Annotated in this window: 10 protein-coding genes; 6 read left to right on the top strand and 4 right to left on the bottom strand. The window is 52.3% G+C overall.

Annotation, left to right across the window (positions count from 1 at the left end; all coding sequences use genetic code 11):
* The first annotated feature begins 68 nt into the window (after positions 1 to 68).
* Together J4P41_RS03305 and J4P41_RS03310 are read left to right on the top strand one after the other, a co-directional pair.
* Entirely contained in the window at positions 69 to 365 is a 297-nt protein-coding gene (locus tag J4P41_RS03305) for a hypothetical protein (RefSeq protein WP_023945537.1), read from the top strand.
* A complete protein-coding gene (locus J4P41_RS03310) occupies positions 362 to 1957 on the top strand; it encodes a PepSY-associated TM helix domain-containing protein (protein WP_426066091.1) in 1596 nt (531 codons plus the stop codon). The genes J4P41_RS03305 and J4P41_RS03310 overlap by 4 nt, the downstream gene beginning before the upstream one ends.
* Positions 1958 to 1962: 5 nt before the next feature.
* Here the strand turns inward: J4P41_RS03310 and J4P41_RS03315 are convergent, their stop codons facing one another.
* Positions 1963 to 4218: a TonB-dependent receptor gene (locus J4P41_RS03315; protein WP_426066092.1), complete on the bottom strand. Its 2256-nt coding sequence runs from the start codon at positions 4216 to 4218 to the stop codon at positions 1963 to 1965.
* A gap of 32 nt (positions 4219 to 4250) precedes the next feature.
* Positions 4251 to 5636, bottom strand: coding sequence for an Nramp family divalent metal transporter (locus tag J4P41_RS03320; RefSeq protein WP_426066093.1), 1386 nt, complete (start codon positions 5634 to 5636; stop codon positions 4251 to 4253).
* A 142-nt stretch (positions 5637 to 5778) separates the two neighbouring features.
* Here J4P41_RS03320 and mntR point away from each other — a divergent pair, with 142 nt between their 5' ends.
* A complete protein-coding gene (gene mntR / locus J4P41_RS03325) occupies positions 5779 to 6282 on the top strand; it encodes a manganese-binding transcriptional regulator MntR (protein WP_023945545.1) in 504 nt (167 codons plus the stop codon).
* Here mntR and J4P41_RS03330 read toward each other — a convergent pair.
* Positions 6279 to 6587 (bottom strand): hypothetical protein, encoded by a 309-nt coding sequence (locus J4P41_RS03330; RefSeq protein WP_426066094.1) that lies wholly within the window; start codon positions 6585 to 6587, stop codon positions 6279 to 6281. The genes mntR and J4P41_RS03330 overlap by 4 nt on opposite strands.
* 480 nt (positions 6588 to 7067) lie before the next feature.
* Positions 7068 to 7886, bottom strand: coding sequence for a DeoR/GlpR family DNA-binding transcription regulator (locus J4P41_RS03335; protein WP_034881268.1), 819 nt, complete (start codon positions 7884 to 7886; stop codon positions 7068 to 7070).
* Between the two features lie 274 nt (positions 7887 to 8160).
* On the opposite strand from J4P41_RS03335, the gene J4P41_RS03340 reads away from it, so the two are divergent.
* The 3 genes from J4P41_RS03340 to J4P41_RS03350 are packed head-to-tail and all read left to right on the top strand — an operon-like array spanning position 8161 to position 12446.
* On the top strand, positions 8161 to 9753 hold the full coding sequence (locus tag J4P41_RS03340; RefSeq protein WP_426066095.1) for an FGGY-family carbohydrate kinase: 1593 nt from the start codon (positions 8161 to 8163) through the stop codon (positions 9751 to 9753).
* Positions 9750 to 11459, top strand: a complete 1710-nt coding sequence (locus J4P41_RS03345) for an FAD-dependent oxidoreductase (protein WP_426066096.1) — start codon at positions 9750 to 9752, stop codon at positions 11457 to 11459. Before J4P41_RS03340 ends, J4P41_RS03345 begins: the two co-directional genes overlap by 4 nt.
* A 3-nt stretch (positions 11460 to 11462) precedes the next feature.
* Entirely contained in the window at positions 11463 to 12446 is a 984-nt protein-coding gene (locus J4P41_RS03350; protein WP_426066097.1) for a hypothetical protein, read from the top strand.
* The last annotated feature ends 177 nt before the right edge of the window (positions 12447 to 12623 follow it).

Below are 12623 nucleotides of genomic sequence, written 5' to 3' on the forward strand. Positions count from 1 at the left end.
CTCTTAATGAGTGTCTGGAGCCTGTTGCCAATTGGGGTGGCTCTTTTGAAGCAGAGGCCTAAAACGCAATGACGTCCACACCGCTTTCCAGCAAGAACTGGTTTCCTAAAGCCAGTGCCGGTTTGGTACTTGGACTGGGGCTGTCGCTCGCACTCGTGGGTATCGTCGGATTGCTCTGCCACACGAATGGAGACCCACGTTCCCCGGCATCCCAGTATCTGATGTGGCTTGTTGCTCCGGTCTGGACGGCTGTTTTGGGGGTGTGTTTCATGTTTCGAACAGGATGGAGGGCCTGGGGGGTGTTGGGGGCCATCAACATTCTGCTCTGGGGCGCTTATATGGGTCTTCGGAGTGTAATGTCATGAAAATCCGTGCCGACATCGTCCGGATGTATCGTGAAATCCATAGCTGGGTCGGGATTGTCTGCGGTCTGTTCCTGTTTGTGGCATTCTATGCAGGTGCCATAACGATGTTTGAACGCCCTTTGCAGGACTGGGCCTCTCCACCAGTCTCTTTGCCGCCTCCTGTTGCATTGGAGCGTGTGCCAGAACTGTTGGGAAAAACTTTTGCACAGCATCCTGAAGCCAGAAATTCCTATACAGTTGTTCTCCATCCAACGCCGTCTCAGCCGGCCACTCTCGTATGGGGCGTGCCACAGAGAATGCACGGACCTTCAGCAGCAAATTATTCCGCCCTGGCAGAAGACGGATCTCTGGTAACCATAAAGCAATCTCCCTCCGAAGCCGCGCATTTCATCAATATTCTGCATCAGCAGGTGGGCTTATGGATGCCCCATGAAGCTGGGCGGTTATTTATGGGGATAGTGGCGCTTTTATATGCGGTCGCACTGATTTCAGGCACGCTTGTTGTTTTGCCGGGCCTGATTAAAAATCTCTTTGCAATTCGACTTGGGCAGAATGCCAAACGCATGTGGCTTGATTTGCATAGCATGTTAGGGCTGTTCTCGTTGCCATTTCATATCATCATGGCTCTGACGTCCGTTGTATTTGCATTTCATGATGAAATTTATGTTGCTGAACACGCTCTTCTGGGCCGATCAGTCGTGCACCAGCAAATGCATGGGCATTCACCGAGTGATCAAACTGAAGGGCGTCAACAGCAACGAATTTCTGGTGATCTTCGTGTTCCGCTGGAGCCTGCTCAAATTGTAGTCGCTATTGCCAAGCAGGCTCCCGGCTTTTCGCCGGAAACCTTGATCTACGATCGCTCTCATGGCGGGCATCTTGCGTTGCGTGTGACGGGCTCTGATCCGCGATATGGTGCCCGAGGAGCGAGTGGAGGTTTTGCCGGGATCGATCCCTATAGTGGTAAATTGCTGTCAACGGATTATCTGCCAGGGCATCAAACCTTTCCGATGGCTGTTCTGACGTCTTTCTTCGTTCTGCATTTTGGCAGTTTTGGAGGAGAAGGCGTGCGTTGGGGATATGCTGTTCTGGGACTGGCTGGGGCATTCATGTTTTATGCCGGAAACCAGCTCTGGATTGTCTCTCGTAGACGAAGGGAACGGGGGAGTGGACGGGTGGAAGATACGCGTGCAACCCGTGTTCTTTGTTCGCTGACAATCGGTTGCTCTCTCGGATGTGTCGCGGGTGTTTCTGCTGTTCTGGCTGTGGCGCCATTACACTCTGTTGTGGGAAAAATGTTGCCAGTTCAAATTGTTTACTTTGCAACTTTTCTTTCCTGTGTGGTTGTCTGTTTCTGCTTTCGGGAACGGCTGGCAATTCGACTGCTGCTGGTCGCGTCGGCAGTCCTGACATTTCTGATGCCGGTCTCGGCCGCTTTTGTAATGCCTTTCTCTCATGCGACGACATCAAGTCTCATCGTTGATGGTGTTGCCCTGCTTTATGGTGCTTTTCTGATGATCTGGGCTGTCCGACCTCAGGCGGGACAGCCGCTTTTTCGAAAGGAGGGTGTTTCAGGCTTGAATCGAGCCTGAAGGTTTCAGAAATCCGAGACGAGTGAAAAATATGTGCCCCGGCGTTGGCCGTACTGCGCCTGGTAAATCCCGACGCCGCTGCCATCACGAAGCTGATAACGTTTGTCGAAAAGGTTCACGACGTCAGCACGGATTTTCAGATGCCGTCCAAGCGGAACGTGGGTGAGGGTGTACTGGTAACCAATATTGAAAATTGCGTACTGGGGCTGCTTGTCCAGATTGGCAAAACCACTACGAAGACCGTAACCGTATAGGAAATCGACATAAGCAAGATGATGCTTGCTACTGTAGGATGTTCCGGCGCTGGCCGTATATTCCCCTTGATGGTCCAACTGGATGGCATGTGAGCGGATATAGGCCAGTTCTTCGGGGGCAAACTGGTATTCGGCGGAATTGATGTCCCGCGCTGCGGTTTTTACATATGAGAAATTTCCAAAAACAGACCATGGGCCATGACGCCACGCACTGCCGAACTCTGCGCCATAAACATGGCCCCGTCTGTAGCTGAAAGGCGCCAGAATAACGGCGCGTCCGAACTGCCCCAGATCCGTCAGATTATGAGCCCATTTGCTGTAGGCATCGATTGTGATCTGGAGGTCAGGGGTAATGTGTTGCAGAATACCTGCATCCACATAATTCGAAGTTTCGACTTTTGTTGCCGTATCGGTCAGGTTGGCCGCGGCATTTGTGGTTCCCGCAAAATGAGCGAGCGTGGACGGATAGACATATTGCGGGGAAGGCGGTGCGAAGTATCGTGAATATCCGATATGCAGAGTGGTGCTTCGGAGCGGCTTCCACACCATGTTTGCGCGCGGACTCAGTTGTCCTTCATTGCCAAACGAGGATGCAAAGCGATCATAACGCAGACCGTAATTGAATGTTAGTTTTCGGTTGATGCGGTACTCGTCCTGAATATAGGCGCCGGCTTCCGCAGACCAATTGCCAGTGTTGTCAATTAGGCGGAGCGGAGTGGATGCGGTTTGATTTCCTTCTGAATCTATTGGAAACACGAGAGAGTTCGTATCCAGACGTTCCGATGTGTATTGTCCTAACAGACCGGCGCGGATCGTATGATCCGAAGTCACGTCGTAAGACAGGTCAAACTGTGCGCCACCCGTCGTGAAGTCATTGACCTCATGTTCTGCCACACCCTGAAACACAAGGTCGCGCACAGGATCAGGCGTATAGTCAATCCGACCGTAACGGAAATAAGGAGAAAGCTGGAGGTTCAGTTTTTCGGCGCTGTGCTGGTAGGACACGACGGCATAATAATTCTGTTCCGTCTGGCTATCGTTCAAAAAGCGGGATTGGACGGATGGATCGTTCCAGCTTGTGCCTTCCAGTTGATAAACCGGCTGTAAACCCGTGGTGTTTGGCAGTTCAAAATCAGCATAGGACGCGCTGGTCAGAAGCGAAATTCGATTGTTGTCGTCCAATCGCCATGAAAAATAACCAAAGCCTTTACCTTGTTGTGTCAGGTCGTGTGTGGCTCGGAAGGATGCTGTTGGGTTCTCAATTCCAATGGTGTTTCTGTTAAAGGAGAACGTGGTGAAATATTCAAATCGTCCTTTTGATCCACCAAGTTGCAGGGAGGGAGCGAATGTATTGTAACTCCCTCCATAAAGGGACAATTGATTGCTCTTGAGCGTTGATCCGGTCTTTGTGTGAACATCCACAATGCCGGCGGTTCGAAAACCGAACTGTGCAGGGAGGGTGCCGGTAAGAAGGTCAACGGATTGGATAATCCGCGTATCGAGTTCCTGACCAAAGCCATTCAAGCCTTCTGGGAGAAGGACGCCATTGACGCGGTAGGTCAGGCCACCATGTTCGCCTCGCACATGCACTTCGCCATAACTGTCCTGCACCACACCAGGCATTCTCAGCATAATCTGGCTGAAGGACGCATTCTGGCCTTGAGGTGTGGCTTGGATCTGGCGCTGATCAATGCCGTAGGATACCGCCCCCAGTCGTGGAAAAATGCGACCACGCGCCTGATCCAGGTGGCCTGTAACGGTAATCTGCTCTTGCTTGGAGGCTTTCTCTGCGTGTGCCTGTTTTTTCTTTGAGGCTGCGTCATCGCGATCCGTAGTGGATATCGTTTCTGACGCCTGTGCGGTGGACAAGAAACCTGCAAGGAGGGCTGTGCAGAGTGTAAACTTCTTGAATGATCTGAGGGGAGAATTTTCAGAATGTATATGCTGATAAATATAGCAATTGCTATATAAAAAAGCGCGTCTTGAGGACAGAGATCTATTGGTCATGAATGTAAGAAATCCGTGCGATGTGGCGGGATTTATCCAGCCAGTGTGTCGTAGAGAAGCTTGAAATTGAGAATGAGGATCAGCCCGGCGACGCTCCAGGACAAGACGGTCATAAAGGGAGAAATTGTGAACTCTCCCATTTTGCGTCGATTGGAGACAAACATCACCAGAGGAATGACGGCAAAGGGCAGTTGCAGCGAAAGGATGACCTGGCTGGCCAGCAAAAGTGTACCCACACCGTGCCCGCCATAAAGAACCGTCACCACGGCAACGGGAATAATGGCCAGGCCTCGCGTCAGGAGGCGTCGGGCCCAGTGTGGAATACGCAGGCGCAGGAAGCCTTCCATGATGATCTGTCCGGCAAGGGTACCTGTGACAGTTGAATTTGTTCCTGCAGCAAGTAAGGCAAGGGCGAAGAGTGTGGAGGCAATTCCCAAGCCAAGGATGGGGGAAAGAAGCCGATAGGCGTCTTCGATTTCGGCGACGTTTTGATGGCCGGTGTCATGGAATGCCGCGGCCGCCACAATCAGGATGGCAGCATTGATGAACAGTGCCAGCATCAGGGCGATTGTACTGTCCCAGGTTGACCAGCGGATGGCCTCACGTCGTCCGGCAGGTGTGCGTTCATAGGCGCGGGTCTGTACAATGGACGAATGCAGATACAGGTTATGAGGCATTACGGTTGCGCCAATGATGCCAATAGCAATGTAGAGCATTCCGGGTGTGGTAATAACCTGCGACGTAGGAAGAAGCCCTTTTAGGATGCTCGCAACGGGAGGGGCCGCAGCCACAAGCTGAACGGCAAAACAGAGGGCGATAATAGTGAGAAGCCCAATGACAAAGGCTTCCAGATATCGAAATCCCCGCCCCATCAGCAGCAGGACGATGAACGCATCAAAGATTGAGAGGAGTGCTCCTCCGAGAAGAGGGAGGCCGAATAGCAACTGCAATGCAACAGCAGTGCCAATCACTTCAGCAAGATCGCAGGCAATGATGGCCAGTTCGCAGGCAAGCCAAAGGATAATATTGATAGCTGGGTGGTATTGGTCCCGACATGCTTGAGCCAGATCCCTGCCTGTTGCAATGCCTAATCGGGCTGAGAACGCCTGAAGCAGAATAGCCATCAGATTGGAGAGCATGATGACGCATAACAGGGTGTATCCGTACTGAGCACCTCCCTGAAGGTCTGTGGCCCAGTTTCCGGGGTCCATATACCCTACGGAAACCATGTAGCCTGGTCCCACGAATGCCAGAAAGCGCTTGAGCCACGAAGTCTGCCCACCGGGAACATGAACGGTAGAAAACACTTCCGGAAGAGAGGGTCGCGTTCTGTCCTCATCGCGCGCAAAGCGCCAGGCTGAAGCCTTGCGAGGAAGATCAGTGAGGGCAATTTCAGGCGTGGAAGGATTTTCTGGCATCAGAATGCCATTCAAACGTGAATCTCAGAATTATGCAATATGCTATATTCATAAGATGAATCTCTATTCTCAAAAGCTGGAAATAATTTGTGGAATATTTTATTCCCCTCTGAATATTTGAGGATGGAACGGGTTTCGAGGCGTGGAACGAAAAAAGAGCAGGCAGAAAGCCCTTCTGGACATGGCGACCCATTCGGAAGGGTTTCGTGCCAATCGTGCTGCGCGGCAAAAGGTGCTGGTTGAGGATTACGTCGAATTGATCTCTGATCTCCTGTCTGAAGGTCAGGAGGCGCGTCAGGTCGATATTGCTGGAAGGTTGGGCGTGTCTCAGCCGACGGTTGCGAAGATGCTGGCCAGACTTTCAGCCGAAGGGCTTGTCACGCAGAAGCCTTATAGAGGCGTGTTTCTGACGGATGACGGGCAGGCGATGGCGAACAAAGCACGCCATCGGCATGGGATTGTCGAAGCGTTTCTTCTTGCGTTGGGAATTAGTGAGGAAAACGCTCGCATCGACGCCGAGGGGATCGAGCATTACGTCGGAATGGAAACGCTTGCAGTTTTTGAAAAAGCGCTGGGCTATGGGCTGGCAGGCTTTATGAAGGTCTCGTCAGAGACAGAACAAGAAACTAGGAAGTCAGATTTTTAGTTCTTGAGCGTTCGGGATGCTCTGCATGTTGCAGCGAAGCGACAGACAGAGCAGACAACCGTGATGGATGGATCATCATTGAAAATGCAGTCCTCTGAACGCTCCATGGCATAGCCTTTAGGGGGCGGATTGTTTCGAAAGGCATCGACAATCTGGCTCATCCACGCGGTCAATCGTTCAGGGACATGCTCCTGATGACGGAGCCACCATTCGATATCATCCTGATCACGATCAATCTGGGCTGCAAGTTCAGCGGGTGTCCAGCGTGTGACACTCAGGAAATCGTTTAACGTTATGCCGGACATTTCAGCATCTCCAGTGTCTCAGGGAAGCGGAAATAAAGGGTTAAGCTTTTTGCTGAACAACCGTCAATATATCGTTAATTCCATTGTGGACACAAATGATACTAATTGAAACTTTGGGGCAAAATTTGGCCATATTTCAACAAAAACGGGTTATTCTACGCATATACCCGCTACCCCTATCAGTATGTGAGTTTTTCAAGGAAAACTGATCAAAGATGTAGTGAAGGAGATGGAAAAATCTTATTTAACTCAATATAATAGTTTATTAATAAATTTTTTGTGTGCCCGGCTGAAACGGACGTAGAAGGCTCTGTTGGGAAAGATAAATGCTGAAATTTTCTCTTGAATCGCGATTCTCGGCAAGCAGGAGGATTGCTTCAGACGAGAGGGCGGTGTGGGCTTTGCTTAAGTTCGTTTTTTTTGCGGTGTGAACAGCAGTGTTGCGGGAAATTCTTTCACTGGAATTTCCCTGAGCGGAAATTATCCGCAAATTTCTATATTAATACCGTCCTGAACTAGAGCTTTCCGGAGTGATGGTTTGAGTTGAGAGTCCGTCAGGACGAGGTCAAACTCGTTTAATGATGCCAGTCGATGTAGGCCGCCTTTGCGGAATTTTGTGCTGTCTACGAGCAGGACGGTTTGATCCGAGATCTGCATCAATGCCTGCTTGACCTTCACGACGTCCTGATCGTTCTGAAACGCCGTTTCATTGTGAATGATGGACGTCGAGAGGAACATCGTATTGGCACGCAGCGACTTCGCGGCCTGCTCGCATACAAGGCCAAAAAATGCATTGCGGGGTTGATTGTAGTCTCCCCCCAGGCAGATGATCTTGAGGTTAGGGTAAGGAGAGAGTGCCTGAATCACGCCAACAGCATTTGTAATGATTGTCAGTGGCGCGAGAGCGGGAAGAAGCGGCAGCATGGCTGCGACTGTTGTCGAGTCATCCAGGACCAGAATTTGCTCCGGTGTAATCATCGAGATTGCGCGATGAATGATGGATTCTTTAAGGTCTGGCGCGCGGGATCTGCGGAAATTGACTGTTTTCTGCGTTACGACCCGATTTTTGAGAACAATACTGCCGTGAAGCTTATCAATCAGACCTTGAGCTGCGAGAGCGTGTGCGTCGCGGTGAATGGTCATGCGACTCACGCCAAAACGCTCTGAAAGGGTCTCGATCGTAGCGCTTCCGGTTTCCAGAAGCACGTCAAGGATCTGCTGTTGTCTGGCACTGTTGTCCCGACGCTTGCTGAGAAGGACGCCAGGAGAGGCAGTTGTCACGCCCGAACCATCAGTCATCTGTCAAAAAGATCCTTGTCTCTCGGGAAGGCCGTTTTACGGCAAAGCAGGCTTCTACATACCAGCGCTGACGAGATTTGTAATGTTCGGATGTGCCGTTTGATGAGGTTTTGGCAGGAAATATCACACAGGCCATCCTTTGATATTGAAAGTGATATTTATCACATTGACGCCGATATATTAACACGTATATCACCTGTTAATAACATTTTCTGTGTTATGGACCGTATTTTTCGCGCGGGCCGATAACAAGAAAGCGTCCGGAGAGCCAGTGATGCGCCAGGATTTCACAATCGGGATCGACTGCGGTTCCACGACGACAAAGGCCGTTGTCTTTTCGGGGACGGGTGAGATCGTAGGATTGGGCCGTCGACGTGTTCCGCAGCATATGAACGAACCGAGACACGTCGAGCGCGACATGTATGAAGCATGGCGTGCTGTGGTCGAAGCTGTCAGGGATGCGCTTGAGAGTTCCCGCGTTCCTCCGCAAGCCATAGCGGGTGTGGGTGTAACAGCTCACGGGGATGGACTTTTTGTTCTTGACCGCTCAAGCAATCCTCTGGGACGTGGGATCATGTCGCTCGACAGTCGTGCGACTGAACTGCATGAGGAGTGGAAACGGGAAGGGCGGCTTGAGAAGGTTGTTCCGATTGCCGGGCAGCGGCCTTATCCGTACTCTGCCAGCGCGCTTCTTGCCTGGATGAAGCGTCATCAGCCGGACCGATATGCTGAAATTGGCACTGTGTTTTTTGCCAAAGACTGGATCCGACTATGTTTGACCGGCGAGATCGCGACGGATCTGACGGAAGCCAGTACGTCCTTCACGGATCTGTATACGCAGGATTACAGCGACAGTATCCTCGACGTTCTGGATATCCGGGAGATTCGTCAGGCGCTTCCGCAGATGCTGCTGTCCTGTGACCAGGGAGGGGTGATTACCCGCGAGGCCGCTAAGGCAACGGGGCTTCTGGAAGGAACGCCTGTTTCGGCCGGTTTGCACGACGTCACTGCTGCGGCTGTCGGGCTGGGTTACACTCAACCGGGTGACCTTTCCATCACGGCAGGGACATTTTCCATCAACGAAATTTTCCGGAGTCGTCCGGTCATCGGGGATGGGTGGTCCTGTCGTGCGGGTTACCGAAAGGGATTGTGGAACTGCATGGCGATTTCGCCAGCATCATCGAGCAATCTCGAATGGCTGGCACGTATGCTGCTGCCTGAAGAAAAGGAAGCCGCCCAGATTTTGACAGGTGAGGTCGAAGCCAGGCTTGGTCGCTCCCGGGCAGAGCGGCCAGTTCCTCTCTATCATCCTTTCCTGTTCGGTTCCCCTTATGAAGCTCCTGCGAGTGCGTCTCTGTTCGGGGTGCAGTCCTGGCATGACCGGGCGGATCTGTTCCAGGCCATGATCGAAGGTACGATCTTCAATCATCGCGAGCATGTTGAAACTCTGCGGTTGACTGGTGCTGTCCGTCGTCTCGGTGTTTCGGGAGGTGGAAGTGGCCAGGCGTCTATTGCTCAGATGTTTGCAGATATCCTGAATGTTCCGGTGGAAATCTCGACTGTCCGGGAAGCTGGCGCGCTTGGGGCGGCACTGACGGCCAGCGTGGCTGTAGGGTTGCACAGTAGTCTCGAAAATGCTGTCGCCGCTCAGGATATTCCGATGACCGTTTATCAGCCTGAACCAGGCCGGGTTCGGGTTTATGAAAGCATTTACCAGCGTTACGTGGCGCTGACACAGGCCATGAAGCCGTTCTGGTCGGGTTTGTATGCAGGAACGGCCGATTCAACGCTGCAGGAGGAGGCTGGACCGGCATCTGTATCGACTTTTCTTGTTGCCGCTAAAATGACGCAGGAGATCAGGCCATGAAATCCGTTTCCGTTGTGTCGGATAACACTGAATTTGACGTGGTCATTATTGGAGCGGGAATTAACGGAGCAGGTCTGTTCCGCGAACTGGCGCTGCAGGGCGTAAAGACGCTCATTCTTGATCGGAGCGATATTTGTACGGGAGCATCATGCGCTCCCTCTCGTCTGATCCATGGCGGCATCAAGTATCTGGAGACAGGAGAGTTCAAGTTGGTGGCACAATCCACCCTTGAGCGGAACCTTCTTCTTAGAAATGCCCCGCATGTGGTGCGCCCATTGCCGACTGTTCTACCAATCCGCACATGGTTTGGGGGAATCGTCCCATCTTTCCGTCGCTTTCTGAATTTGGGCGGTAAGATGACGGATCGAGGAGCTCTGGTTCTGGAAGCCGGACTTCAGATCTATGATTTTCTGGGACGGCGTGCCCGCGTCATGCCGAGACATTCCTTGTTTCTGGGAGGGCGGACGCGTCGTGAATGGCCACATATGGCCAAGGATGTTGTCGCCACAGCGCAATACTACGACGCTGCCATTACCCAGCCTGAGCGGCTTGGTTATGAATGTGTGCAAGACGGGCTCGAAACGGCACCGAGTTGTGAAGCTCTGACATACACTGTGCCTGTTTCCTTTCAGGACGGACAACTTGTTCTGCGCGATGTGCAGACCGATGAAATACGGACCGTAAAGGCGCGCGTTATCGTCAATGCGGGTGGAGCGTGGATTGATCAGATCAATGCAACTCTTGGCCTATCCACAAAGTATATCGGCGGCACCAAGGGGTCTCATCTGCTTTTGAAGCATGATGACCTGCTTCGGGAACTGAAAGGGCGGATGGTCTATTTCGGGACGCCGGATGGACGGATCTGTCTGGCTTATCCGTTTTTTGGCCATGTGCTTGTCGGGTCTACCGATCTGAGGATTGATGATCCGGACAAGGCCGTTTGCACCGATGAAGAGCAGGATTACATGCTTCGCATGTTGGCGGATCTGTTCCCCGGCTTCTATATCGTCAAGGAGCAGGTCATCTACCGTTATAGCGGCGTGCGGCCATTACCTGCCACAAATGCGGCGGATCCAGGCGCCATCAGTCGAGACCATATTACCCATGAGGACAATGTTGCAGGGATACCTCTTCTGTCTCTCGTGGGAGGAAAGTGGACGACATTCCGTGGCTTGGGCGAAGAAGTGGCTGACCATATTCTGGCATTACTTGGTTATCCCAGAAGCACGTCCACGAAGGAACTGGCGATTGGTGGTGGTCGCAGTTTCCCTTCCGTTGAGCAGCATACGGCTTATCTCGACAGACTGGCGATTTCCTGCGGGATTCCTCGCCCGAGGGCAGCAGACCTTCTGGACCGATACGGAACGCTTGCTCGCAAAATTGCGGTCTTTTGCCAGGAAGACGCAGATGCGCCGTTGCGGACACTCCCGTCATACACGCGTCGTGAGTTGGCGTTTATTGCCAGAAATGAACTTGTGCGGCGGGTGTCAGATGTCTTGTACCGTCGCACACCCATCGCCTTGAGTGGCCGAATGACACCCGACGTGGTGCAGGAGGTGGCTCGCGTTGTTGGAGAAGAGCTGGGCTGGAGCGAGCGGGATATTGCTCGGGAAGCCCAGGCTGCCTGGAAGGAAGGGTGTGAGCGCCACAACCTTCAGGGTGACTTCCCTGTTTCGTCTGAACCCCAGAAAATTCTGAAGGCTTGAGCCATGAACCGTTACGAAGAAAAAATTGCACGCATGGTGGCCGGTAAGGACACGCGCTACGATTTCATCCTGGCAGACGCCAAGGATTCAGACATGGCTGCCGGTATCAGCGCCATGGGACGTCGCCGTAATCCACGCCCTGGGCAGTCTGTTTTTCGGAGCCGGCCAGAATATCTGTCTGAAATCCAGTCCATTATCCGTCAGGATATTGTGGATATCATGCTGACGTCAGCATCCATTTTGGAAGATCTTCTGGAAAAGGACGCGTTCAATGGCACGAGAGTGCAGACAGCTATTCGTGCAAACGATACGACTGATCTGTGGCGGGGACGGGGAAGCGATTATCGCTCCCAGAAATCCGTCCCTTTTCGTTCCGCATCTCTTGAGCGCGCCCAGACGGGGCTTGGACTGTATTCCATGACGTTCAACGGAGACGTCGAACAGGATACGCTGGCTCTGGAAGAGTTTGTGCGCTTTCGTGAAGAAGCCCAAGTTCACCGGTTCTCGTATTTCCTGGAGGTGTTCAATCCTAACGAAAGCCGGATTGCATCCAAGGATTACGGGGTTTTCCTCAACGACATGATTACCCGTTCGCTTGCCGGGCTGCGCAAGGAAGAAAAACCTGTTTTTCTTAAGGTCCCGTTTAATGGTGGCGAAGCTCTGAGCGAACTCTGCCATTATGATCCGGCTGTTATTGTTGGCATCATGGGGGGCGGAAGTGGCACGACCCGCGATTGTCTTGAATTGGTGCATCAAGCACAGAGTAGCGGGGCCCGCGCTGCACTCTTCGGACGCAAGATTGTGGATGCTGACGACCCGCTGCTTCTCATCGAAGCAATGCGTCGTGTGACTGATGGAGATCTGTCTCCGAACGAAGCAACCCATTTCTATCATGACGGGCTGAGCAGAAAAGGAATCTCCATGCTTCGTCCGGTGGAAACCGATAGTTTGGTCACGGAAAGTGTTCTGCTGGAGCAGGCGGCCTGATTTTAAGCAGGCTCTTTATTTCATGCTTTCCGCGTCTGGCTGTGAACGTCAGGCGCGGAGAATTGAATGGAAAATATCATTCATTTTGCACATTCCTGTGTTTGGAGTGTTAGAGTTTATCGCTAAAGCTAGCTTATGTTGAGCGATAAAGAATCGGTGATCGCTCTTTTTCTGTGG

Origin of the sequence: Gluconobacter sp. NFX36, assembly GCF_049887835.1 — a bacterium.
GTDB lineage: Bacteria > Pseudomonadota > Alphaproteobacteria > Acetobacterales > Acetobacteraceae > Gluconobacter > Gluconobacter japonicus_A.